Source organism: Exiguobacterium sp. SH31, assembly GCF_001816105.1.
In the GTDB taxonomy this organism is placed as follows: Bacteria; Bacillota; Bacilli; order Exiguobacteriales; family Exiguobacteriaceae; genus Exiguobacterium; species Exiguobacterium aurantiacum_A.
Genome location: NZ_LYTG01000024.1, coordinates 1 through 24,096, shown reverse-complemented (window position 1 = coordinate 24,096; position 24,096 = coordinate 1). Strand labels below are relative to the sequence as shown.

The window sequence follows — 24,096 nt, the reverse complement described above, 5'->3', positions numbered from 1 at the left end:
AAACGGTTTGGTATATTCTAAGAGGTTCGAATGTAGGTTGTCTGACGTTTAACAACACAAAAAGAAAGCGTTTCAAACGGTAGGGCACATCTTGGTTCGGGTATAACACAATTATCGGGTTTTCAATATGAAAGGAGCACAACACCAATGAATATCATGAGCGTGGTTGGTATTTTGGCACTAATTGGAATCGCTTACATCTTCTCGACCAACCGTAAAGCCATCAAATGGCGTACAGTCCTTGCCGCTTTCGCGGTGCAGTTTACATTTGCATTCCTCGTCCTCTTCACATCGGCAGGACGCACAGCGTTGGAATGGATCTCAGGAGGCGTCCAAAACGTCTTGAACACGGCGAACGCCGGAATCAGCTTCGTCTTCGGTACGGCTGTCGGGGGAGACAACTTCGTCTTCGCGTTCCAAGTCTTACCGATCATCATCTTTATGTCTTCTTTAATTGCCTTTCTTTACTACATCGGCGTCATGCAATGGGTCATCCGTATCCTCGGTACGGCACTTGCAAAAGCACTCGGTACGTCACGTAAAGAATCGCTTTCAGCGACGGCGAACATCTTCGTCGGTCAAACGGAAGCACCGCTCGTCATCAAGCCTTACCTTCCAACAATGACACAATCAGAATTGTTTGCCGTCATGGTTGGTGGTCTCGCATCAGTTGCCGGTTCGGTACTTGCTGGATATGCCGCACTCGGTGTTCCGCTCGAGTACTTGCTCGCCGCGAGCTTCATGGCCGCGCCTGCCGGTTTGATGTTTGCAAAAATCATTGTTCCTGAAACAGAAACTCCGGATGATGATATCGAAATTGCTGAAGATGAAGAAGATAAAGCAGCAAACTTCGTCGATGCGGCCGCTCGCGGTGCGTCAGACGGTTTGTTCCTCGCATTGAATGTCGGTGCGATGCTTCTTGCCTTCGTTTCATTGATCGCACTCGTCAACTTGATCCTCGGTGGAATCGGTGGCTTGTTCGGCTTTGACGGTCTCTCACTTCAATTGATTCTCGGTTATGTGTTTGCACCGCTCGCGTTCGTCATCGGTGTGCCATGGGCAGATGCCGTACAATTCGGTAGCTTCCTTGGACAAAAACTCGTCTTGAACGAATTCGTTGCCTTCTCTGAGTTCGCACCGATCATCGGTTCAGGTGATTTGTCAGCTCGTACAGAAGCGATGATCGCGTTCGCACTCTGTGGATTCGCCAACATCTCATCACTCGCTATCCTTCTCGGTGGTCTTGGTGGTATGGCTCCGAACCGTCGTAACGACATCGCACGTATGGGTGTCCTCGCGATTCTCGCAGGTACGCTTGCGAACTTGATGTCAGCGACTCTCGCTGGTCTTCTTCTCTAATCGTTATTCACAAACAAGAGCGCTCACTGCGGTGGGTGCTCTTGTTCGTTCATTTAACTATCCGCATCGAAAAAAGCACCCAAGGGAGAAGTTCCTTTGGGTGCTTGTGTATTAAGCTTGCAGTTGCATTTGTTGACGTTCGATCCACGGCTTCAACTTCAGGAAGAGCGGGACGAACAAGGCGGTGATCAATAATGCCTTAATCAAGTTGAACGGTAAGATACCGTACAGGACGAGGTTCGTCTTGACTGCCGGATCGGCCATCTCGGCCATTCCGAAGAAGAACGCGTAAGCTGGTAAGATGAGTAGGTAGTTCAAAATCGCCAAGCTGAGCGCCATCGTGATCGTACCTGCCACGAGGCCTGAAGCGAGCGCTTTATTCGTTTTACGTTTATGGTAGAACCAAGCGACCGGATACATGAATGCGACACCTGCAAAGAAGTTCGCGACTTCACCGACCGGAACGCCGCCACCGTTAAAGACATAGTAGAGGACGTTTTTTAGAGCGACGACCACGACGCCTGCTAGTGGCGAGAAGACGATTCCGGCGACGAGCGCTGGGATGTCACTGAAATCCACTTTTAGGAAGGGTGGCAGGAAAGGCAGCGGGAAGTTAAAGAGCATGAGGACGAATGAAATTGCCCCGAGCATCGATAGCGTCACCAGTGTTGTCAATCGTTTGTTGCGCGTTGTTTTCATCAAAATCTCTCCTTTTGTCGCTCCTTGATGAATGGCACCCGTCGCATAGAAAAACCCGATTGCATCATACAATCGGGAGAGTTTACGCGCATACGAAATAGATGTTTTCTCACGTAGGAATGCCCACGCCAAAGAAAACATCCGAATATCGGTCGGATGCCGCCATCTTCTCCCATCCAGACTTTACTGTCGGCTTTCGAATCTCACGAAATCAGCAAGCAACGCCTTGCTCGCTCACGGGCTGAGAAGATCTTGTCTTCAATACCGCCGGTCGGGAATTTCACCCTGCCCCGAAGATGGAACGATTTAATTTTTTTTGTTACAGTTTAGTTATACAAGATATTTCACAAAATCACAAGTCAGTTGACTTGAAGTGAAGATAAATGAGGAGGAGTTCAGATGATTCATTTGACAGAACCAGCCGCACTACAAGTCATCGATATGATGAAACAGACCGAACGCCCTGAAGCCCAGTTCTTACGCATTAAAGTCCAAGGTGGTGGGTGTACCGGCCTATCCTACGGGATGGGGTTCGATGAAGACAAGACGGACAAGGATGTTCAGTTCGACCATCATGACGTCCGCGTCATCGTCGCCGAAGCTGATCACGGTGTCGTCGACGGGCTCGAAATCGACTATAAGCAGTCGATGCTCGGTGGCGGCTTCACGATCAAAAATCCGAATGCGATCGCGACGTGCGGTTGCGGCTCGAGTTTCCGGACGGCGGCGAACGCCGGCACGCCCGGGGATTGCTAAATGATAGACGGGTTGCCGACATGTTCGGCAACCTTTTTTGGTGAGTATGTTAATGAGAGGAAATGAACGGGAATATTGGTGGAAGAAGGATGAGAAGGGGGTAGGAGTGATGAGGAAAGTGTTGATTTTTGGTGGCTCACGTTACTTTGGGAAACGGCTCGCACTGCGGCTCGCTGAAGCCGGGGACGACGTGACGATTGTCACACGCGGACAGCTGCAAGTGCCGGAAGCGGAAGGCATCCGCTCCATTAAAGGCGACCGTCAGTCGGTCGCGACGATGAAAGACCTCGCACGCAACGAGTATGACCTCGTCTACGACAATATTTGTTTCAATCCGTATCAGGCGAAGATCGCGACAGATGCCTTCATGGACCGGGTCGGGAAATATGTGCTCACGTCGACGATGTCCGTCTATGCTCCAGAGGCAGCTTTAAAAGAGAGTGACTTCAATCCGCTCCATCATGAATATCACCTCGACGCGGAACACGATTACGGACAAGGGAAACGAGAGGCCGAATCGTACTTCTTCCATCGGGCCTCGTTCCCGGTCACGACGGTGCGTTTGCCGATCGTCCTAGGGCCGGATGATTACACCGACCGGTTAAAATTTTATGTCGACGCGGTTCGGAACGAAGAACCGATCGTATTACATCACCCGGAGGCGTTGATGGGATTCATCTCGAGTTTCGAGGCGGCAGCTTTCTTGGAATGGGTCGGCCGTGCCGATGTGAGGGGGCCGTTCAACGCCGCGAGCGACGGCCTCATCTCGCTAGGTGCGCTCATGGAACGAATCGGGCAGCACGTCGGGAAACCGGTCCAAATCATCAAGGATGGGGAGTCGTCCCCGTACGATACGGACGTCGACTACTACATGTCGAACGCCGAGGCGAAAAAAGCTGGCTTCGTGTTCACGCAACTCGATGATTGGATCGACCGTGTCATCATTCAGACGATCCGCAAATGAAAAAACGGCCTCTCATCTCGCAGATGAGAGGCCAGTCTTTATTTCCCGGCAAATACCGAGGTTGAATGTTGTGGGTGACGCGCTGTCGGGTCGACGAGCTGCTTCACTTGGTTGACGGCGATCGGTGCTTCACCGAAGCCGGTCGCGATCAATTTCACTTTGCCTTCATACGTGGCGATGTCACCGCAAGCGAAGATGCCTGCGACTGTGGTCTCCATTCGTGAGTCGACACGGATCGTGTTTTTCTCAAACTCCATGCCCCAGTTTTTGATCGGGCCGAGCGATGAGACGAATCCGTAGTTACAAATCAAGTCGTCGATGTCGACGAACTTCGATGCGCCGTCTTTGTCCGTCAGTTCGACCGACTCGATATGCGTCGCACCTGAGAGCGATTCGATATTATAAGGCGTCCAGACGTTGATCGTCGAGGCCTTCATTTGTTCGACCGTATGCTCGTGAGCCCGGAAGCGGTCACGACGGTGGACGATATGGACTTCTTTGGCGATACCTTCGAGCATGAGTGCCCAGTCAACGGCCGAGTCGCCGCCGCCGGCAATCATGACGCGACGGTCGCGGAATTTCTCCATGCTGTCGACGAAGTAATGAAGGTTCGCATAATCTTCACAACCGTCCAGTCCGAGCGGACGTGCGGCGAACGCGCCGTTGCCGGCTGTGATGATGATCGCTTTCGTATGGTACTCGTCCTTGTTCGTCGAGATGTGGAACGTACCGTCTTCGAGTCGCTCGACCGTTTCGACCGTCTCGCCAAGGCGATAATCTTGTTCGAACTGATCGGCTTGCGCTTTCAGTTGGTCGACTAGATCTTGGGCCTTCACTTTCGGGAAGCCGGCGATGTCATAAATATATTTCTCTGGATAGAGCGTCGATAATTGCCCGCCTAGTTGCGGCAAGCTTTCGATCAACGTCGCATCGAGTTGGCGCATACCTGCATAAAATGCGGTGAACAGTCCGATTGGACCACCACCGATAATGACTACATCTTTCGTCGATTTCATCGAATTCCTCCTCATGAAGCGTGTACTTCTATTATATGGTCTAACGTGAACTAAATCCATTCAGTACAAAGATGCAATACTTTCGAAAAAAATTCAAGAAGATAAGCTTTTTCATTGAGAAAACGGATTAAACGTCGTACAATGAACGGGAAGCAATTGTGAACATTGGTTGAACAAGAATTAGGCTTTATTGTGAACGTCTATGTGAAAAAACACACAACATAGTTGTTCAGGAAAACAAAACTTTTAAAATAAGGTGGAAATGAACATGAAACGACCTAACATTGTTATCCTCGGCGCAGGTTTCGGTGGACTCATCACGGCAGTAAACCTTCAGAAGACGCTTGCGGCTGGAGATGCAAACATCACGTTGATCAACAAACACGATTACCATTACCAAACGACTTGGCTTCATGAGCCGGCGGCTGGAACGATGAAGCCTGAGCAGGCTCGTGTCTACATTAACGACGTCGTCAATGCGTCACGCGTTAAATTTGTCAAAGGGATCGTCGATCGCGTCGATACTACAGCTAAACAAGTGATGCTCGAAGACGGATCGACTGTCGAGTACGATTACGTCGTCTTCGCCCTCGGTGGCGTACCGGAAACGTTCGGTATCCCGGGCCTTAAAGAGAACGCGATGACGATCAACTCGCTCAACAGCGTTCGTAAAATTAAAGAACATATTGAGTACTCGTTCGCACAATACAAGACGAACGGATCATCTGACCGTTCATTCGTCACGATCGTCGTCGGTGGTGCCGGATTCACAGGTATCGAGTTCCTCGGTGAGCTCGTCAACCGTGTCCCTGAACTTTGCAAACAGTACGATGTTCCCCGTGAAGCGGTCCGCATCGTTAACATCGAGGCAGCGCCAACGGTTCTTCCAGGGTTCGACCCGGAACTCACGACGTATGCGCAAAAATGGCTCGAGCGTAACGGCGTCGAGATGAAACTCGGCAACGGCATCAAAGGTGTAGAGCCAGGTGTCGTCACGTTCGGTCCACTCAAAGGTGAGACGACAGAGACGATCGCAGCGAACACGATCCTTTGGACAGGCGGCGTCAGCGGTAGCCCGATCGTTGAGAAGTCTGGCTTCGAAGCGGTCCGTAACCGTGTTATGGTCGAGGCGGACAACCGTGCCCCTGGTCACGATAACGTCTTCATCATCGGTGACTGCTCAGCTGTCATGGATCCTGTCTCGAACCGTCCGTACCCGCCGACGGCGCAAATCGCGACGCAACAAGCGCACAACGTGGCGAAAAACATCGCTGCACTCATCAACGGTAAGTCGACTTCGAAGTTCACGTATGAGAGCAAAGGGACGGTCGCGTCACTTGGTCATAACGATGGAATCGGAATCGTCATGGGCAAAAAGATCTTCGGTCGTAACGCTTCATTTATGAAGAAAGTCATCGACAACAAACACTTTATCGAGCTCAAAAAATACGGTCTCGTCCTTAAAAAAGGTAAATTCTGATTCGGTTGAGCCGACGAGCAGCCTGTTCATTTGAACGGGCTGTTTTTTCATGTCAACGATTCAGTGAACTTCTTTGACCAAGCGGATTTCTTTTCGGTATAATAGACAACGGGAAAAGGGGGCAATCACATGCACATCATCCAAGCCGTCATTGGCGCGATTTTATATTTAGTCATCTTCTTCAGCATCGGGTTCATTTTGAATATGCTGCTCAAAAAGACGTGGACGCTTGTGTTCATCTATCCGATTTTCGTCATCATGATGATCGACAACGTCAAGCTGTCAAGCTACGTCACGGAAACATCGACCGCGCTCGCGAACGTCTATGAGCGTCTGCTCGGTCTGCAGTTTCTCGACATTTTTATGCTCGGATTCGGATTGCTCGGTGCCATCTTGGCAGGGGTCACCATCCGGTACTTGCGTAAGAGCGGTTACTCGATGTTTTAAAGACGACAGAAATGTTCGTCTTTTTTTGGTTTCCGCCTACTTTTTTAGAAGCTGAACCGATATACTAGATAAGATAACGATTTAATGAGTAAGGGATGCGATACGAATGACATTACCGATGTATACGATCAAAAAAGTGTTGAATAATAGCGTCGTCATCTGTCAACATGATGCGGATCCGGAAGTCATTCTGCTTGGGAAGGGGATTGGCTTCGGCAAGAAAGCGGGCGATCTCGTCGACCCGGCCAGCGTCCCGGAGAAAGTATATCAATTGACGGATAAAGAAGAGCAGTCGCAGTATCGTGAACTCGTGAAGCACGTCGATGAAGACTTCCTCGCCTTCATGCAAGACATCGTCGGCTTCATCGAGAGCAATACGGGAAAAAAAGTCGATCAACATATCCATATCGGCCTGACGGATCACTTGTTCTTTACGATGAAACGGATTGAACAGGGGATGGAAGTGACGAATCCGTTCTTGCTCGAGACCGAATCGCTCTATCCGAACGAGTTCGTGCTCGCCGAACGAATCGTCGATATGATCCATGAGCGCCTCGATGTGTTGCTTCCTGATGCCGAGGTCGGATTCATCGCGCTCCATATCCATTCGGCGACGACGTTTAAAAATGTCCTCGAAGTGAACCGGCACAACCAAATCATCGGACAGATTGTTCAGACGATTGAGAGTCGTTTGAACGTCAAAATGGATCGGACTTCACTCGATTATAAGCGCTTACTTCGTCACTTAAGATACGCTGTTGAGCGGGTTGCGACGGGTGAGACGGTCGAGGCCCCACAAAAAATTGAAAAGGTATTGCGTGAAGAATATCCGCTATGCTATAGTACTGCTTGGGAGCTGATGGGTATCATGGAACGCGAATTGAAGCGTCCTGTCCCACGAGGTGAAGCGACATATTTGACGATGCATCTCCAGCGACTGACTACAAGTAGATAACTGATACCACGTATCTTACGTGTTACTGATTCGATCAGGCATGAGTAAGGAGTGGAACGGCTACGATTTCTCTATTGAGGAGAAGTCTACGTTCTATACCTTATTCATGCCTGTTTCTGTTTTTATAAACGTTCATTATGAAAACGTTTAGATACGTCGGTTGTCTGACATCTACGTTCGGTTTCAGCACAAACAATTCAAAAGGAGGATTTATCATGTTTAAGCAGATTTTTGGTGTTCTTCAAAAAGTCGGTAAAGCGCTTATGCTTCCTGTAGCCATCTTGCCGGCAGCTGGTCTTCTTCTCGCATTCGGTAACGCGATGCAAAACCCGACGCTTACGTCACGCGCTGGTTGGTTGACGAACGCAGGCGTTGTCAAGTTTGCTCAGCTCATGGAGCAAGCAGGCGGCATTATCTTCTCGAACTTAGCACTCTTATTCGCAGTCGGTGTCGCGATCGGTTTAGCAGGGGACGGCGTTGCCGGACTCGCAGCCATCGTCGGGTTCCTCATCATGAACAAAGTCATGGGTGTTTGGCTCGAACTCACACCTGAGATCATCGCACAAGGTGACCCGGCATACGCGTCAGTCCTTGGTATCCCTACACTTCAAACAGGTGTCTTCGGTGGTATCATCGTCGGTCTGATAGCGGCCTGGGCATACAATAAGTACTTCAACATCGAATTGCCACAATTCCTTGGCTTCTTCGCTGGTAAGCGTTTCGTCCCAATCGTCACGGCGGTATTGGCTGTCGTCGCTGGTTTTGCTATGCTTGTTATCTGGCCACCAATCCAAGGCGGATTGAACACGTTCTCAAACTTCATGTTGACTGAAAACCGCACGTTCGCGGCGTTCGTCTTCGGTTTAATCGAACGTTCATTGATTCCATTCGGTCTTCACCATATCTTCTACTCACCGTTCTGGTTTGAATTCGGATCATACACGGATGCGGCGGGTAACGTCGTCCGCGGTGACCAAGCGATCTTCTTCGCGCAGCTTCGTGACGGTGTAGAGCTCACAGCCGGTACGTTCATGACTGGTAAGTACCCGTTCATGATGTTCGGTCTTCCAGCTGCAGCACTCGCGATGTACCATGAAGCACGTCCTGAGCGTAAAGCGGTCGTCGGTGGTCTCTTGGCTTCGGCAGCACTTACATCGTTCTTGACAGGTATCACTGAGCCGATCGAGTTCTCATTCTTGTTCGTTGCTCCTTTGCTCTTCGCAGTACACGCAGTCTTCGCTGGCCTTTCATTCATGGTCATGCACATCTTGAACGTCAAAATCGGGATGACGTTCTCGGGTGGTTTGATCGACTTCTTGCTCTTCGGTGTCCTTCAAGGGAAGACAGCATGGTGGCTCGTCATTCCAGTCGGACTCGTGTTCGCAGTCATTTACTACTTCGGATTCCGTTTCGTAATCCGCAAGTTCAACCTTAAAACACCGGGCCGTGAAGATGAAGTCGTTGAGCAATCAACTGCTACTGGTTCGGAACTTGCACAAGATATCCTCGTTGGTTTCGGTGGTTCGCAAAACATCAAACACCTTGACGCATGTATCACACGTCTTCGCGTCGAAGTGAAAGATAAGAGCCAAGTGAACAAAGAAGAGTTGAAACGTCTCGGGGCAGCTGGTGTCCTTGAAGTCGGTAACAACATTCAAGCGATCTTTGGACCACGTTCGGATGCATTGAAATCAGAGATGCAAGCGGTCATCGCTTCAGGTAACGAAAAGAAAGCAAACTAAGTATTAAGCCAATCCGTTAAGGGTTGGCTTTTTTGTATGGGGAAACGGTTTCAGCCTGGTATCAGATGGGGAAAAGTAAGTATTCTGACAAAAGGAGGAACCATGATGTGGAAGAAAGTGTTTGGCGTATTGCAGCGGATCGGGAAGGCGCTCATGCTTCCGGTTGCGATTTTGCCGGCAGCCGGTCTATTACTTGCATTTGGTACGGCGTTCCAAAATCCTGATCTCGTTTCGCTGTTACCTTTCTTGGCAAACGATGCACTCGTCCTCATTTGGCAAGTCATGACCGATGCCGGGGATATCGTGTTTGCCAATTTAGGTCTGTTGTTCGCCGTCGGGGTCGCCATTGGGCTGGCCAACGGAGACGGTGTTGCCGGGTTAGCTGCTATCGTTGGTTATTTGATCATGAACAAAGTTATCAGCACGTGGAACGGGATTACTGCAGAAATTGCCCAGGGAGACCCTGCCTATGCATCGGTACTCGGTATCCCGACGCTCCAAATGGGGGTATTCGGTGGTATCATCGCCGGTTTGATTGCCGCGTTCGCGTATAACAAGTACTTTAACATCAAGTTGCCGGACTTCTTAGGATTCTTTGCCGGGAAACGTTTCGTTCCGATTGCGACCGCCGCGTTCAGTTTGGTGATCGGGATTGCGCTGGCTTATATCTGGCCGCCGATCGGAACGGCCATCAATACGTTCTCAAGTACGATTATTGAAGCGAACGTAGCCGTTTCCGCATTCGTCTTCGGTTTGGTCGAACGGTCATTGATTCCTTTCGGTCTTCACCACATTTGGTACTCGCCGTTTTGGTTCCAGTTCGGGGAATATACGAACCAGGCGGGAGACCTCGTTCAAGGTGACCAGCGGATCTTCTTCGCCCAGCTTCGTGACGGCGTCGAATTCACAGCTGGGACGTACATGACCGGGAAATTCCCGTTCATGATGTTCGGGTTGCCTGCCGCTTGTCTCGCCATGTACCATACGGTCCCGAAAGAGCGTCGTAAAGACGTGGAAGGACTTTACTTCTCAGCAGCCCTCACTTCATTCTTGACGGGGATCACAGAACCAATCGAGTTCTCGTTCGTCTTCGTCGCACCTCTTCTCTTTGGTATTCATGCTGTATTCGCTGGACTATCCTTTATGACGATGCACTTGCTCAACGTTAAAATCGGGATGACGTTCTCAGGCGGACTCATCGATTATCTGTTGTTCGGGGTATTACCGAACCGAACAGCTTGGTGGCTTGTCATTCCAGTCGGTCTCGTCTTCGCGGTCGTCTACTACTTTGGATTCCGTTTCGCGATCACGAAATTCGATTTGAAAGTTCCTGGTCGTGACGTCGTCGCCGAAGGAAAAGGCGCACGGGCTGTCGTTGGGGATGACCTTCCGTACGAAGTGCTCGTCGGTCTGGGTGGTCCTGAGAATATCAAGCATCTTGATGCTTGTATCACACGACTCCGTGTCACCGTGAACGATGTCAAACAAGTTGACAAAGACTTGCTGAAAGATCTTGGTGCCGCCGGTGTGCTTGAAGTCGGGGATAATATTCAAGCTATCTTCGGACCGAAGTCCGATACACTCAAATCGCAAATCGCCGCCATCATCGAAGGTGGCGAGTACAAACCGAAAGAAAAAGCGGTCATCACACCGGAAGCGGCCGAGCATGCCGACCATCGCTTCCTCGCACCGATGTCCGGTGTCATCTTGTCGCTTGACGATGTACCGGATCAAGTCTTCTCGGGCCGGATGATGGGTGAAGGGTTCGCGATTGAGCCGAGTTCCGGCCAAGTCGTGGCACCGGTCACCGGTCAGATCACGACGTTCTTCCCGACGAAACACGCGATTGGCTTACTCGCGGACGACGGACGCGAGATTCTCATCCACGTCGGTCTTGATACGGTCAATCTGAAAGGGGAAGGGTTCGTCGCCAAAGTCAAAGAAGGTGACCGCGTCGAAGCGGGAGATATTCTGCTCGAGGTCGACCTCAACTTGATTCGTGACAAAGTCCCGTCGCTCATCACGCCGATCATTTGGACGAACGGGGACGGCAAAGTCGTCGTCGTACCGTTCGGAGAGACAGTCGTCGCCGGGGAAGCACTTGACTTTAGAACGGATGACAAAGGCGCGGAATAAGCGCAAAAAAAAGCGGCTCTCGCAAATTGCGAGAGCCACTTTTGATTATGCTTTAATATCGAATTTTTGGCTGATGAAGTTGACGACTTCTTCGGCTGTATCCATGTTGAGGACGTCGTTGACGATCGCTTCTGTTTCAGCTTTCGTCAAACGTTTCACGAGGCTACGTGCGCGAAGGACGCTTGAAGCCGACATCGAGAACTCGTCGAGGCCAAGTCCGAGCAGGATTGGAATCGCGAGCTCTTCTCCAGCCATCTCGCCACACATGCCGACCCATTTGCCTGCTTTGTGTGCTTCTGTGATGACGTTGTGGAGAAGGTTCAAGATGGCCGGGTTGAACGGCTGGTACAAGTACGAGACTTTCTCGTTCATGCGGTCAGCTGCCATCGTGTATTGAATCAAGTCGTTCGTGCCGACAGAGAAGAAGTCGACTTCTTTCGCGAATTGTTTCGCCATGACGGCTGTCGAAGGAATTTCGACCATCATCCCTGTTTCGTAGTTACCGACAGCGACGCCTTCTGCTTTCAACTTCGCTTCTTCTTCGAGAAGAAGGGCTTTCGCCGCGCGGAACTCTTCAAGTGTCGCGATCATTGGGAACATGATAGCGAGGTCACCGTGAGCCGAGGCGCGGAGAAGGGCGCGAAGCTGTGTGCGGAACAAGTCCGTTTCTTCAAGGCAAAGGCGGATGGCGCGATAGCCGAGGAACGGGTTCATTTCTTTCGGTAGGTCGAGGTAAGACAATTCTTTATCTCCACCGATGTCGAGCGTACGGATGACGACTTGTTTGCCTTCCATACCTTCGATTACTGTTTTGTATGCTGTGTACTGCTCTTCTTCGGTCGGGAACGTTTCTGAGTCCATGTAAAGGAACTCTGTCCGGTAAAGACCGATTGCATCAGAACCGTTTTTAAGAACGCCTTCGAGGTCGTTCGGTGTCCCGATGTTCGCAGCGAGTTTCACTTTATGACCGTCTGCCGTGACAGACTCTTCGTTGACGAGTTGCTTCAACTCTTCTTTGTACGCTTCGAATGACGCACGTTTTGCGACGTATTCATTGACGAGTTCTTCAGACGGATTGACGAAAACGTCTCCTTCTGTCCCGTCGATGACGACGAGGTCGCCGTTTTTGATTTCTTCGAGTGCGACTTTCGTTCCGACGACTGCCGGGATTTCAAGTGAGCGCGACATGATGGCCGAGTGTGACGTACGACCGCCGATGTTTGTTGCGAACCCTTTGACGTATTTGCGGTTGAGCTGAGCCGTGTCAGACGGTGTCAAATCTTCAGCGATGATGATGACTTCTTCAGAAATTGAAGCAGGTGTCATGAACGTGACGCCGAGGATGTGGGCCATGACGCGTTTCGTGACGTCACGAACATCGGCTGCGCGCTCGCGCATGTACTCGTTGTCCATCGATTCAAAGATCATAATCATCGTTTGAGCGACTTCATCGAGCGCTTTCGCAGCGTTCATGTGTTCGCTTTCAATTTTTTCGTTCACTTGCGAGACGATCTCTGGGTCTTCCACGATGAGCAAGTGAGCCGAGAAGATCTCTGCCTTGTCTTCTCCGAGTTCACGGAGCGTGATTTGGCGGATCTCTTCGAGTTCAGTTTTCGACTGAGCGATGGCTGCTTGGAAGCGTGCCTTCTCAGCTGCTACGTCCTCGATTTTGTTCGTCGGGATGTCAAATGAAGGTGTCTCCATGACGAATGCTTTCGCAACTGCGATTCCTGCAGATGCGCCAATACCTTTAATGTGTGACATAAGCGTAATCCCTCTCTTCAAAGAAATAGTGTTCTTTCCGACGGTTACCTCGTTAGTTCTTACCCGAAATGAAAAAGGAACTAACGAAAACCCGGAAGATTAAAGTAGCAACGGTCTACTACTAGGGGAAGCCTCGACCGAACAAAATGGCCTCGCCTCGAGCACGAGGGATGCCTGATTGCGTACTTTCCTATCCTATCATAAAATAAATCATCGTCACAACGAGGAGATGGCCTTTGAATTTGAAGAATTAGCGACGATTGCGCATACTATTTCATTATTTCGATGAAGTTCGTTATGCTTACCTTATATAAAGAAGGGAAGTGGCAAAAATGTACACATTCGCTGAATTAGATTGGACCGGTTCACACGAGACGATTGTTGTCGGAATCGGGGCGGCCGACGCCGTCGAAGCAGGGCTCGACACGTTGTTCAACGGGCGCGTCAAATCGCTCATCCAGTCAGCTGACATCTCGACGAAAACAGGGGAAGTGTCGATCGTGCCGACGTTTGAAGGGAACATCAAGCGCGTGTTGTTCGTAGGTTTAGGACAACGGAACGATTCGTCCGTCGAAAACTTGCGGAACTGGTTCGGGAAAGTCGCGAAAGAAATCAAAGGCCGCGGTTTTACGGACGTTGCGGTCGCTCTCGATACGTTTGAACCAGGTGTGGCAAGCTTGTTCGCCGAAGCGTATGAGATGGCGACGTATGAGCATCCTACATATAAGTCGGCGCCGAAGTCGGCGACACCGGACGTGACGATCACACTTTTAGGAGACGTGAACGAAGCGGACGTCGAAGCGGGTGCCGCTTACGGGCGTGGGGTCAACGTCGCTCGTAAGTTGACGATGATGCCGGCTAACATTTTGGACGCAGTGGCATTAGCCGACTATGCCGTCGACTTAGCCGATCGTCACGGTTTCAGCCATCGAATCATCGAGAAAGAAGAGATGGAGGCGCTCGGCATGGGTGCGCTGCTCGCCGTCAATCAAGGTTCAACAATCCCGCCGAAGTTGATCGTGCTCGAGTACAACGGTGCCGGTGACGATGCACCGATTGCCGTCGTCGGAAAAGGTGTCACGTTCGACACGGGCGGTTACTCGATCAAGCCAAAAGACGGGATCGTCGGGATGAAAGGCGATATGGGTGGAGCAGCCACCGTGCTCGGTCTGTTCGAGACGCTCGCGACGACGAAACCGGCTGTCAACGTGCTCGGTGTCATCCCGTCAACGGACAACATGATTTCAGGAGACGCGTTCAAACCGGACGACGTCATTACGGCGATGAACGGGAAAACGATCGAAGTGCTCAATACCGATGCGGAAGGACGACTCGTTCTTGCCGACGCGGTGACGTTCGCGAAGACGTACGACCCGCAAGCAATCATCGATGTAGCGACGCTGACAGGCGGTGTGCTCGTCGCGCTCGGTACTGAGGTGACTGGTTGCCTGACGAACGACGACTCGCTCTATGAGGCGCTAGAGGCGGCGAGCCGAGCGACAAATGAGCTCGTTTGGCAAATGCCTTACTTTGACGTGTTCATCAAGCAAGTTCGGAAATCTGAAGTCGCCGACTTGAACAACTCACCGGGCCGTTACGGTCATATGATTTTCGGTGGGGCGTTCGTCGGCGAGTTCGTCGGTGACACACCGTGGCTTCATCTCGATATCGCGGGAACGAGCGAGCGCTCTTCGGCGAGTGATCTCGGTCCAAAAGGCCCGACCGGTGTCATGGTACGGACGCTCGCGTCAATGCTCGAAGGATGGAAGCGTTGAAATTCGGATTGATGTTGATCGGTTTGGCCATCGCCGCAGGTCTGGGCTATGCGGCTTGGCCAAGCCAGTTGTTGTTAGGGGTATCCGTCTTTAGTGCGGTGCTCGGAGTTTTGTTTTTGATTCAGGAGGGACGCCGTGGTCGGAGTAGGAATTGATGGGGCACGCGGAGGCTGGGTGCGAATCACGTACGATAGCATCTCGCTGTGTTTGACCATCTCAGAACAGTTGGAAGATTTATTGATTGACGGGGCAATGCACTTCGTCGACATGCCGAACGATCTCGGGACGATCTCAAACCCGGACCGGACATGTGACGCGTGGATGCGGGCCCGGTTGAAGCAACGGAAGTCGTCGATCTTCACACCGCCGATTCAAGACGTCGTGATGGAACAGACGTATGAAGCCGCCAATGTGAGAAGCCGCGAACTGATTGGAAAAGGAATCAGCAAGCAAGCATGGAACCTCGTGCCGCGTATTCGTGAGTTTCAAACAATCACGGCAGAAGACGTGTATGAGTCGCATCCGGAAGTCTGTTTCGCCGTCATGACCGGACATGAGGCCGAGTTCAGCAAAAAGACTGAGGCCGGCGAAGCCGAACGGATCGAACTGTTGCGGCGCTATTCGAAAAGTTCGCCGTGGAAGTGGAAGATGTCGAACGTCAAAGTCGACGATATCATCGACGCATGCATCCTTGCCGTCGCCGCCTATGAGGCCGGGACGACAGGCTTAGAGACGCATCCGCATCAAACAGAGGGATTACCGTTCGTAGCGGTACCGAAGCCAAAAGAGCGATGACGCGGTCATCGCTCTTTTGGTGTCTGGGTCGGTCCGAGGACGAACTTCCATATGTAATGAAATACTTGGGCGTTGTAGAGTGCTTTCAGCAATACCGCGAGGACTGGTCCTAAAATGAAACCGAGGACACCGAACAGTTGCAGACCGACAAAAATCGAGATCAAAGCCGCGAGCGGATCGAGGCCGATATGAGAGCCGACGATCTTCGGCTCGGCCAAGTTACGTTGGACGATGACGAGGATGTAGAGCACGAGAAGGCCAATCGCGCTGAACCAGTCGCCTGAGATGGCGGCGTAGGCTGCCCATGGCACTAAGAGCGTCCCGACACCGAGGTAAGGCAACAGATCAAAGAATGCGGCTAACAAGGCGAATGAGAACGGGTTGTCGACACGTAGAATGAACATCCCGACCAAGACGATTCCGAACGTGATGGAAATGAGGGTCAGTTGGGCCCGGACATAGCCGAACAAAGCCGAACGTAAATTGAGCATGACGAGTTCGAACTCTTTAAAGCCTTTTCGTTTGTTCAACCGTTCGATCGAACGCATGTAAGACGGCCAGTCTTTCGTGATGAAGAACCAGGCTAGGACGATGACGACGAACAAGAGCAGGACGAGCGGGAGTGCGCTCAGAATGTCTTGCAGGAGCCCGGCGACACCTCGTGACAGGACGCCAATCGCGGCACCGAGTTGGACGCCGATTTCAGTGATGCCACCTTCGAGCGATGTCGTTTGACCAGGGTTTAACCGCTGGATGCTGTCGTAGGCGTCGTTGACGAACGGGGCGATTTTTTGATTGAACATACGCTGCACGTAGGCAGTGAACGTCTCGATCTGGTCTGGAAGTTTTTCGGCCGCGATCGTCAAGTAACGGATCAATTGGGTGACGACGATGGCGATGACGCCGCTGACAAGACTCATGACGATTAGCAGTGAAACGAGGGTGCCAAGGGCACGCGGCATCTTCGTCTGACGCTCGAACATATTGACGAGGGGGACTGTCAACAAGGATAACAAGAAAGCGAACACGAAAGGATACGTGTACGTAAAGAGGACGCTCAGTCCCCAAATAACGAGCACGAGTCCGATGCCGACAAGGAGAAATCGAAGTAATTGCCAAAGCCTTAGAGGAGACATGAGGCGTTGCCCCTTTCCTAACAATTGGATTGAGCATAGTATACCACGCAACTGGTAAATTAAGAGGATGGATAGGTGATTAAATATGAAGGAGATTCAACAGAAAATCGATCGGATGATTATCCACTTAGGAGGTTACTGGCGGCCGTTATCGGGGTTGGCCAGATTATTAGAAGAAGTGGGGGAAGTGGGCGGTGCCTTGCATGACCAGGACGAAGCAGCGCTCGTGGAAGAGTTGTTAGATGTATTCGTCATTTCAACTTGTCTCGCCAATCAGTATGCGATCGAACTTGACGATCAATCGAGCGGACGAGGGGAGCGCCTCGTTCATCGCGCTTACTATTCGCTCGTTCGGGAAGCGGGAGAGGTTGCTCGGACTTTGAACGCATACGAAGGGGATAAAAAATTGAAAGCATCATCGACGCCGGGTTCGTTGCAGCACCGAATTGAGGGCGTCCAACGAGCGGTGTTCGATATTGCGCGCGAGATTGAGCTTGATTTGTATGCAGAAATCGGTTCGCTGATCGATGAGAAAACCGCGCGGGATTTCGGACGGTTCGACCATACGCCTGACCCGATCACCGAATCGTCGGTGCGATTGTACACGCGCTTTAAACCTGGTCGATATTGGGGAGGAATTGAAGCTAAACCTTCGGAGGAAGCGAGCCGATATAGAGAAAGAGAATATAACTTAAAACGTTTTTTAAAGATTGCCCATGTCGAAGGGCTGGATGGGTTCGTTATTCGTCAACCGGACGAGCCGTTCATCGTAACGTCCTCTCTCGAGCAAGACTGGAAGTTGCCGGAATCGTTCATAATCGACGAAGAATGGCATGAAATAGACAAATTTATCATCATTCGTAAAAACTGGTAGAAAAGTATTCCCCTTTTTATCAAAAATATTCATCTTTTTTTCAAATACTTACTTTTTTTTAAAAAGCGTTATGCTACTATGAAGGTGTTGTTAGTATAAATTAGCGCGAGAAGAAAGGAATATTTTGGATGAAAATGAAGCTATTGCAAGTTGCTCTCATCTTATCGCTGTTGTTGTTCGGTGCTCAAATCCCTGCGGTTGAGGCATCGACATTAGATGGCGAAACGACTGTCAATTTAAACGTTCGATCGACACCAAGCACGACGGGAGCGGTCATCACGACGTTACCGAAAGGCACAAAAGTAAAGTATGGGACTTATAACCAATCATGGCATAAAGTGTATCTAAATAGTCGCACTTACTATGCTTCGGCCCCGTACATTAAACGGATCGCCTCGTCACCGACGACGATCACGACGCAAGCAGCATCATCGACAGGCGTCACAACAGAAAACTTGAACGTTCGAGTGACGTCACACCGCGATGCGAAAATCGTTACGACGCTTAAAAAAGGCACTGAAGTGAACTATGCCGTCCATAACTCATCATGGGCCAAAGTGTTCTTGAATGGAAAGACGTACTACGCGGCGAAAGCGTATATCGCGCCAAAGCTAGTCGCTTCAGCGCCTAGCAAACAATCAGGCTACACGAATCGTGACATTCAGCTGTTCAATCGCACGCTACAAACATCACCGGTCGCGAAAACAATCCCGGCCAAGCGTACTGTCACGTTCAGCGTCCACAACTCGAGCTGGTCGGTTATTTATGAAGGCACGAAGACCTACTACACACCGACTCGAGGAATTACAGCCGGAACATTGAAGCCGGCGACGACGACAGAGACTGGCTACGCGAACCGGGACTTGAAATTGTTCGATACGCGCAACCAAGCATCAAAAGTCGTTAAAATACTTCCGTTGAACACGGTAGTCGCATCGAGTAAGTACAACTCGAGCTGGTCGACTGTCTATATCGGCAGCGACACGTATTACACACCGACGGCATGGATCACACCAGGCGTTGCCCCGGTTCAACCGCCGACAACGACAAAACCAGTCGAGACGAAAGTTCAAGGATACGCCAACCGCAACATCAACTTGTTCGGTAAAACGCACCAGAGTTCGTCGGTATTGCTCGTCTTGCCGCAGTACACGGCCGTCACTTACAGCACATACAACTCAAGCTGGTCGAACGTTTTCGTCGGGACGAAGACCTACTTCACACCGACTTCATGGTTGACTGCTGGTAAAGCACCATCAACACCGGTCGCTGCCCCGAAAGGGAAAGTGTATATCAACACACCGGGTGATGTCTTGAACGTCAGAGCGACGGCTTCGGCCAGCTCGACGATACTCGGGAAACTTACGCACGGCACGCAAGTCGACCACTATGGTTCATCGAACGGCTTCTACAAGATTAAATACAACAACCGTGATGGTTACATCTCAACGGCGTATGCATCGGCTTCGAAGCCTAGCACGTCAAGTGGTGCTGTCATCATTCTCGATGCCGGACATGGTGGAACCGATCCGGGTGCAGTAAGAAGTTCGCTTTATGAGAAAACGGTCGTACTCGACGTGACGAAACGTACGGAAGCGTATCTTCGTTCGAAGTATGGTTACGAAGTCCGGTTGACACGTTCGACAGACGTTTACTTGACGCTCGATCAACGTGTCCAAGCGGCTAGAAACTTACGTGGCAATCTCTTCGTCAGCCTGCACACGAACGCGGCGACGACATCCGCGGCGAACGGAGTCGAAACGTTCTACTCGACCTCGTCGGCCCATAGTGCCAAGAGTCGGGTGCTCGCAACGAACATCCAATCGAATTTGATGGGTGAAATGTCAGGGATGAGAAATCGCGGTGTCAAGACAGCGAACTACTACGTCATCACGTATAACACGATGCCGTCAGCACTCGTCGAACTCGGGTTCATCTCGTCTCCGCAAGATATTGTCCACCTTCGCAGTGAAGCATCACGCCAGCGCATGGCAATCGGTGTTGCTGAAGGTATTGCCCAATACGTGAGAGCGTACCATTAATTCCAACCTGCTCGCGCAGGAGTATACAGAAGGCCCTGGCTCAAAATGAGTCGGGGCCTTTCCCTTTTATAAAGTAAACAAGCCCTCGGCCGAATAGGCGAGGGCTTGGCTTATAGGTCGTCGAAGCCGTTGGCGTCGGTCACTTTCGCGTATGAACGCGATTTTTGTTCGAAGAAATCGGATTTCGTCGCGTTGAGCGAGTCGTCCGAATAGGCACGGATCCACGGCATGACGTCCTCGTTGAAGCCTTCATACAAGTCGTTCAACCCGATGACGCGCAGGCGTTTGTTGGCGAGATATTTGATGTAATCACGCATCTCGCTGACGTCGAGGCCATCGAGGTCACGGAGTACGTATTCGCACCACTCGATCTCGAGATCGACCGCTTGTCCCATCGTGTCGTAGACGAACTGGCTGAAGCTTCCGTCGGCGTCGATTTCCGGGTTCTCGGTCAAGACGGCGCGCAGCAGCTGGCTGACGAAATGCGAATGTTGCATCTCGTCCCGTTGGATATAGCTGATCATCGTCGACGTCCCGACCATCTTCTGATGACGGGCGAGGTTATAGAAGTAGGCGAATCCGGAATAGAAGTTGATGCCTTCGAGGATGACCGAGGCGACGAGAGACTTCGCGAAGTTCTCCGCGTTCGGCACGGCCCGGAAGTCTTCATACAAGTCTAAGATGAACTGATTGCGTTTCATGACCATCTCGTCATCTTTGGCGATATCGAAGATGCGGTTCTGCTCGCTGAGCGGAACGAGACTCGACAACACGTAGCTGTACGATTGATTATGGACGACTTCTTGCTGGGCGATGATGGCGAGCACCGAGTGGACCGACGAGTCGGAAGAGAACATCGCCGACTCGAGAATGTAGCGCGTCTGCACCGAGTCGAGAATCGACAACAAGCCGATGATGCGCTTGAACGCGTCTTGTTCTCGCTCGGTCAGTTGCGGCCATTGTTGCATGTCTTTTGACATCGAGATCTCATCTGGGATCCAAAAGTTAGACAGCAACTGTTTATAAATCGTATAAAATTGTGGATAGGCGATATCGTTCCAGTTGACGATCGAACTCGTCTCGCCACCGATAATGGCTGTCGCCCGGTTAGGATGTTTGGGCGACAGTAGTTTGATCTTTTGAATGGTCATAGACGTGTACTCCTTCTTCGGCGTTTCGTGCCAACCGCTCGGTCCAAGCACGGACGTTGTACGGTTGGTTGCGCGGCGACTGTTCGATTTTCAACAGTTCACCGGCAAGGGGGATTCCAAACTTCGAAAGGTGGTACGCCATCTCGTCGACAGCGCGGCAGAAATGAACAAACATCTTGTCACCCGTCCCGAACACGGCGGCTTGACGAATCGGTACCGACTGCTCTTTCAAGAGAAGCCGGAACGTATCTTTCATCTCGTCTGGCAAGACGCCATCGGCCCACGTGTACGACCCGAAATAGACGAGGTCGTACGTGGCGAGCGCTTGGGCCTCGCGATGGCCGATGCGGTCCGCTTCGTACAAGACGGCACGGTCGCCCCGATTGACGTGGGTCGCCTGAATCAACTCGGCGACCTCTTCTGTATTCCCGCTCATTGAACTATAGACGATTGCGACGTTCATGGTTTGGTCCCACCTTTCGTTAAACAGATGTTACGACGAACACGATTCGCATTCATCGACTTCGACGGTCGTTGAACGCGTGTAATAGATTGATTTCATACCGAGCGACCATGCCTCGAGGTGCATCGCCAGCATTTCAGTCGCCTTCACGTCGTTCTTGACGTATAAGTTGAAACTGATCGCTTGGTCGATGTGGCGTTGGCGGGCCGCGTTTTGACGGATGCTCCAAAGTTGGTCGACTTCAAACGCTGATTTGTAGAACCAGTTCGTCTCCGGGTTGAGGTCAGGGACGGTCACTGGGATCTTATAATTTTTCTTCTCTTCCGAATATACTTTCTTATAGATCGGGTCGATCGAAGCGGTGCTACCGGCAATGATCGCTGTCGACGAGTTCGGTGCGACGGCCATCATATAGGCGTTACGGACACCGTTTTGGTGAACCTCAGCCGCGAGGCCGTCCCAGTCGAGCTCGTCATGCGACCGGTAGTTGCGGCGACTGAAGTATTCGCCCGTGTGCCATTCCGAACCTTCGAACACGCCGAACGCGCCTTTTTCTTTCGCGAGTTCCATCGACGCTTGAATCGTGAGATAGGCGATTTTTTCGTAAAGTTTTTCAGCGTACTGGACGGCGTCGACCGATTCCCAGCGGATGCCTTCGAGGGCGAGCAAATGGTGCCACCCGAACGTGCCGAGACCGACAGAACGATATTTCTGGTTCGTGATCATCGCTTGCGGCACTTCGATCGTGTTGAGGTCGATGACGTTATCGAGCATTCGCATTTGAATCGGGATGAGGCGCTCGAGCACGTCGGATTTGACGGCACGTGCGAGTGCGATTGAGCTCAAGTTACAGACGACAAAGTCGCCTGGCGTCTTCGTGATAACGATTTTCCCGTCTGCTGTGTACTCTTCATCGATTGTCGTCGCCGACATGTTCTGAGCGATTTCTGAACAGAGGTTCGAGCTGTAAATCATACCCGCATGTTTGTTCGGGTTGGCGCGGTTAACCGCATCCCGGAAGAACATGTAAGGCGTGCCCGTTTCGAGCTGTGAGCGCATATAACGTTTGACGAGGTCGATGGCCGGCACCGTTACACGTGTGAGCTCTGGATTATTGACACAAGCCATATATTTCTCGGTGAACGAACCGCCGTTATCCGTCTCGTCGTAGAAGTCTTCAAGACTGAAGCCCATGACTGTGCGGATTTCATGCGGGTCGAACAAATGCCAATCGCCCCGCGCTTCGACGGTACGCATGAACAAGTCCGGTAAACAGACGCCGGTGAACAAGTCATGAGTGCGGAGGCGCTCATCGCCGTTGTTCAACTTGGCATCGAGGAATTCAAAGATATCCTTGTGCCAGATGTCCAAGTAGACGGCGATTGAGCCTTGACGCATGCCGAGTTGATCGACCGAGACGGCCGTGTTGTTCAACTGCTTCATCCAAGGCAACGCACCGCTCGAGACACCTTTGAATCCTTTAATGTCACTTCCGCGTGAACGAATTTTGCCGAGGTACACCCCGATGCCACCGCCGCCTTTTGAAAGTGTGGCGACGTCCGTGTTCGAGTCGTAAATACCGCGAAGTGAATCATCGACCGTATCGATAAAGCAAGAGCTAAGCTGCCCGTACGATTTACCGGCATTCGAGAGCGTCGGCGTCGCGACGGTCATGTATAAGTTCGATAGCGCCCAGTAGGCTTCTTTGGCAAGTTGAACCCGTTTAGACGCGGCCTCGTTTTGCATAAGCGTCATGGCGATGACCATAAACCGCTCTTGTGGGAGCTCATATAAGTTTTTGACGTGATCGCGTCCGAGGTAACGGTCCGATAACGTCCGTAGGCCGATGTAAGTGAAGAGGCGATCGCGTGACGGGTCGATCAACGTCTCTAAATAAGCGATATCTTCTTTAGAGTATGTGTCAATTAACGCCGACGTGAAGATGCCTTTGTTCGTCAGCGTCTCAATCATCGAATAGAGTGAGCCGTAACGCATCGAAGCGTCATACCCGCGGTTGCGTGCTGCTTCAAGGTAGAGACGGTTTAAGTACATCTCGGTCGCGACGAACGTCCAGTCCGGCTCTTCAGCCTTCAACATATCGAGGGCGTGCATCGTCATCAAGTCATATACTACATCTTGTGTCAGTGATTTTGAATCGAGCGCTCGAATCAAACGTTCCTCGTAGCGTGCGACGCTGAGCTGCGGGTAGCGTTGTGTTAAGGATTGGATCAATGTTGTTACGTCGGCAAGGGTTGGTGTTGCCGGCAACATCGTCTCGTGGTGGATAGGGGATGTCAAAACGATCACTCCTTCTTCAGGTGTAGAAATTATAAAGGTATAGCGGAACTAGTCCGATACAACGTCATTGGGTAGAGAACGTGATAAATATCCGTTAACTATATATTGACGTTTTATTCTCTTTTTAATCATAAATCACCCATATTTAGTTTTGCAATCTTTGAAATTCATAAAACTGTGACGCCATGAATTACTTTTACTCTAAAACGGCGCTCTCAACCGTTTTGAGACGTGATATGAGACG

The 24,096-nt window shown here is 51.2% G+C and carries 18 protein-coding genes, 2 pseudogenes and 1 riboswitch; of the genes and pseudogenes, 13 read left to right on the top strand and 7 right to left on the bottom strand.

The features are described from left to right. Positions 1-147 precede the first annotated feature (147 nt). Positions 148-1,359 (top strand): NupC/NupG family nucleoside CNT transporter, encoded by a 1,212-nt coding sequence (locus tag A6395_RS03585; protein WP_071397897.1) that lies wholly within the window; start codon positions 148-150, stop codon positions 1,357-1,359. Between the two features lie 111 nt (positions 1,360-1,470). Here A6395_RS03585 and A6395_RS03580 read toward each other — a convergent pair whose 3' ends face one another. Next, a complete protein-coding gene (locus tag A6395_RS03580) occupies positions 1,471-2,058 on the bottom strand; it encodes an ECF transporter S component (RefSeq protein WP_071397898.1) in 588 nt (195 codons plus the stop codon). Between the two features lie 160 nt (positions 2,059-2,218). Beyond that, positions 2,219-2,360: riboswitch (FMN riboswitch) on the bottom strand. A 97-nt stretch (positions 2,361-2,457) separates the two neighbouring features. Between A6395_RS03580 and A6395_RS03575 the strand changes: the two genes are divergently transcribed. Both A6395_RS03575 and A6395_RS03570 read left to right on the top strand, forming a co-directional pair. Then, the gene (locus tag A6395_RS03575) at positions 2,458-2,814 is read left to right on the top strand and encodes a HesB/IscA family protein (protein ID WP_071397896.1); all 357 of its coding nucleotides are present in this window, start codon (positions 2,458-2,460) and stop codon (positions 2,812-2,814) included. Between the two features lie 109 nt (positions 2,815-2,923). Further along, on the top strand, positions 2,924-3,778 hold the full coding sequence (locus A6395_RS03570) for a Rossmann-fold NAD(P)-binding domain-containing protein (RefSeq protein WP_071397895.1): 855 nt from the start codon (positions 2,924-2,926) through the stop codon (positions 3,776-3,778). A 38-nt stretch (positions 3,779-3,816) separates the two neighbouring features. Here the strand turns inward: A6395_RS03570 and A6395_RS03565 are convergent, their stop codons facing one another. Then, the gene (locus A6395_RS03565; protein ID WP_131441441.1) at positions 3,817-4,794 is read right to left on the bottom strand and encodes an NAD(P)/FAD-dependent oxidoreductase; all 978 of its coding nucleotides are present in this window, start codon (positions 4,792-4,794) and stop codon (positions 3,817-3,819) included. A 268-nt stretch (positions 4,795-5,062) separates the two neighbouring features. Between A6395_RS03565 and A6395_RS03560 the strand changes: the two genes are divergently transcribed. The 5 genes and pseudogenes from A6395_RS03560 to ptsG (A6395_RS03540) form a co-directional block, all read left to right on the top strand. Then, complete coding sequence (locus tag A6395_RS03560) at positions 5,063-6,274, top strand: NAD(P)/FAD-dependent oxidoreductase (RefSeq protein ID WP_071397893.1); 1,212 nt, start codon at positions 5,063-5,065, stop codon at positions 6,272-6,274. Positions 6,275-6,403: 129 nt separating this feature from the next. Further along, a complete protein-coding gene (locus A6395_RS03555; protein WP_070328765.1) occupies positions 6,404-6,721 on the top strand; it encodes a YuiB family protein in 318 nt (105 codons plus the stop codon). Positions 6,722-6,827: 106 nt separating this feature from the next. Further along, positions 6,828-7,676 (top strand): glucose PTS transporter transcription antiterminator GlcT, encoded by an 849-nt coding sequence (glcT, locus tag A6395_RS03550; RefSeq protein WP_071397892.1) that lies wholly within the window; start codon positions 6,828-6,830, stop codon positions 7,674-7,676. A 215-nt stretch (positions 7,677-7,891) separates the two neighbouring features. After that, positions 7,892-9,391, top strand: a pseudogene (gene ptsG, locus A6395_RS03545) (glucose-specific PTS transporter subunit IIBC); the annotation flags it as partial. Positions 9,392-9,523: 132 nt separating this feature from the next. Next, positions 9,524-11,461 (top strand): annotated as a pseudogene (gene ptsG / locus A6395_RS03540) (glucose-specific PTS transporter subunit IIBC); the annotation flags it as partial. 138 nt (positions 11,462-11,599) lie between these two features. On the opposite strand, the gene ptsP reads toward ptsG (A6395_RS03540), so the two are convergent. Continuing rightward, positions 11,600-13,318 carry a phosphoenolpyruvate--protein phosphotransferase gene (ptsP, locus tag A6395_RS03535; protein ID WP_070328769.1) on the bottom strand — a complete coding sequence of 573 codons (1,719 nt, stop codon included), beginning with the start codon at positions 13,316-13,318 and terminating at the stop codon, positions 11,600-11,602. Positions 13,319-13,650: 332 nt separating this feature from the next. Here ptsP and A6395_RS03530 point away from each other — a divergent pair, with 332 nt between their 5' ends. The 3 genes from A6395_RS03530 to A6395_RS03525 are packed head-to-tail and all read left to right on the top strand — an operon-like array spanning position 13,651 to position 15,888. Then, entirely contained in the window at positions 13,651-15,093 is a 1,443-nt protein-coding gene (locus tag A6395_RS03530) for a leucyl aminopeptidase (RefSeq protein WP_071397889.1), read from the top strand. Further along, entirely contained in the window at positions 15,090-15,248 is a 159-nt protein-coding gene (locus A6395_RS15945) for a hypothetical protein (RefSeq protein ID WP_159429443.1), read from the top strand. Before A6395_RS03530 ends, A6395_RS15945 begins: the two co-directional genes overlap by 4 nt. Beyond that, complete coding sequence (locus A6395_RS03525; protein WP_071397888.1) at positions 15,229-15,888, top strand: DUF429 domain-containing protein; 660 nt, start codon at positions 15,229-15,231, stop codon at positions 15,886-15,888. The genes A6395_RS15945 and A6395_RS03525 overlap by 20 nt, the downstream gene beginning before the upstream one ends. Positions 15,889-15,893: 5 nt before the next feature. On the opposite strand, the gene ytvI is transcribed toward A6395_RS03525, so the two are convergent. Next, a complete protein-coding gene (ytvI, locus tag A6395_RS03520; RefSeq protein ID WP_071397887.1) occupies positions 15,894-17,024 on the bottom strand; it encodes a sporulation integral membrane protein YtvI in 1,131 nt (376 codons plus the stop codon). An 85-nt stretch (positions 17,025-17,109) separates the two neighbouring features. Here ytvI and A6395_RS03515 point away from each other — a divergent pair, with 85 nt between their 5' ends. Continuing rightward, positions 17,110-17,898 (top strand): MazG nucleotide pyrophosphohydrolase domain-containing protein, encoded by a 789-nt coding sequence (locus A6395_RS03515; RefSeq protein ID WP_071397886.1) that lies wholly within the window; start codon positions 17,110-17,112, stop codon positions 17,896-17,898. Between the two features lie 128 nt (positions 17,899-18,026). After that, entirely contained in the window at positions 18,027-19,940 is a 1,914-nt protein-coding gene (locus A6395_RS03510; RefSeq protein WP_071397885.1) for an N-acetylmuramoyl-L-alanine amidase family protein, read from the top strand. Between the two features lie 110 nt (positions 19,941-20,050). Here the strand turns inward: A6395_RS03510 and A6395_RS03505 are convergent, their stop codons facing one another. Genes A6395_RS03505 through A6395_RS03495 form a run of 3 tightly spaced genes read right to left on the bottom strand, consistent with a single transcriptional unit; the run spans position 20,051 to position 23,852 of the window. Then, positions 20,051-21,091 carry a ribonucleotide-diphosphate reductase subunit beta gene (locus A6395_RS03505; RefSeq protein ID WP_070328775.1) on the bottom strand — a complete coding sequence of 347 codons (1,041 nt, stop codon included), beginning with the start codon at positions 21,089-21,091 and terminating at the stop codon, positions 20,051-20,053. Then, positions 21,048-21,554: a flavodoxin domain-containing protein gene (locus tag A6395_RS03500; RefSeq protein WP_071397884.1), complete on the bottom strand. Its 507-nt coding sequence runs from the start codon at positions 21,552-21,554 to the stop codon at positions 21,048-21,050. The genes A6395_RS03505 and A6395_RS03500 overlap by 44 nt, the downstream gene beginning before the upstream one ends. A 30-nt stretch (positions 21,555-21,584) precedes the next feature. Continuing rightward, positions 21,585-23,852: a ribonucleoside-diphosphate reductase subunit alpha gene (locus A6395_RS03495; protein ID WP_071397883.1), complete on the bottom strand. Its 2,268-nt coding sequence runs from the start codon at positions 23,850-23,852 to the stop codon at positions 21,585-21,587. Positions 23,853-24,096: the final 244 nt, after the last annotated feature.

Bases quoted from the DNA above. Each gene is read 5' to 3' on its own strand.
- A6395_RS03585 (WP_071397897.1), top strand. From the start codon at position 148: ATGAATATCATGAGCGTGGTTGGTATTTTGGCACTAATTGGAATCGCT.
- A6395_RS03580 (WP_071397898.1), bottom strand. From the start codon at position 2,058: ATGAAAACAACGCGCAACAAACGATTGACAACACTGGTGACGCTATCG.
- A6395_RS03575 (WP_071397896.1), top strand. From the start codon at position 2,458: ATGATTCATTTGACAGAACCAGCCGCACTACAAGTCATCGATATGATG.
- A6395_RS03570 (WP_071397895.1), top strand. From the start codon at position 2,924: ATGAGGAAAGTGTTGATTTTTGGTGGCTCACGTTACTTTGGGAAACGG.
- A6395_RS03565 (WP_131441441.1), bottom strand. From the start codon at position 4,794: ATGAAATCGACGAAAGATGTAGTCATTATCGGTGGTGGTCCAATCGGA.
- A6395_RS03560 (WP_071397893.1), top strand. From the start codon at position 5,063: ATGAAACGACCTAACATTGTTATCCTCGGCGCAGGTTTCGGTGGACTC.
- A6395_RS03555 (WP_070328765.1), top strand. From the start codon at position 6,404: ATGCACATCATCCAAGCCGTCATTGGCGCGATTTTATATTTAGTCATC.
- glcT (WP_071397892.1), top strand. From the start codon at position 6,828: ATGACATTACCGATGTATACGATCAAAAAAGTGTTGAATAATAGCGTC.
- ptsP (WP_070328769.1), bottom strand. From the start codon at position 13,318: ATGTCACACATTAAAGGTATTGGCGCATCTGCAGGAATCGCAGTTGCG.
- A6395_RS03530 (WP_071397889.1), top strand. From the start codon at position 13,651: ATGTACACATTCGCTGAATTAGATTGGACCGGTTCACACGAGACGATT.
- ytvI (WP_071397887.1), bottom strand. From the start codon at position 17,024: ATGTCTCCTCTAAGGCTTTGGCAATTACTTCGATTTCTCCTTGTCGGC.
- A6395_RS03515 (WP_071397886.1), top strand. From the start codon at position 17,110: ATGAAGGAGATTCAACAGAAAATCGATCGGATGATTATCCACTTAGGA.
- A6395_RS03510 (WP_071397885.1), top strand. From the start codon at position 18,027: ATGAAAATGAAGCTATTGCAAGTTGCTCTCATCTTATCGCTGTTGTTG.
- A6395_RS03505 (WP_070328775.1), bottom strand. From the start codon at position 21,091: ATGACCATTCAAAAGATCAAACTACTGTCGCCCAAACATCCTAACCGG.
- A6395_RS03500 (WP_071397884.1), bottom strand. From the start codon at position 21,554: ATGAACGTCGCAATCGTCTATAGTTCAATGAGCGGGAATACAGAAGAG.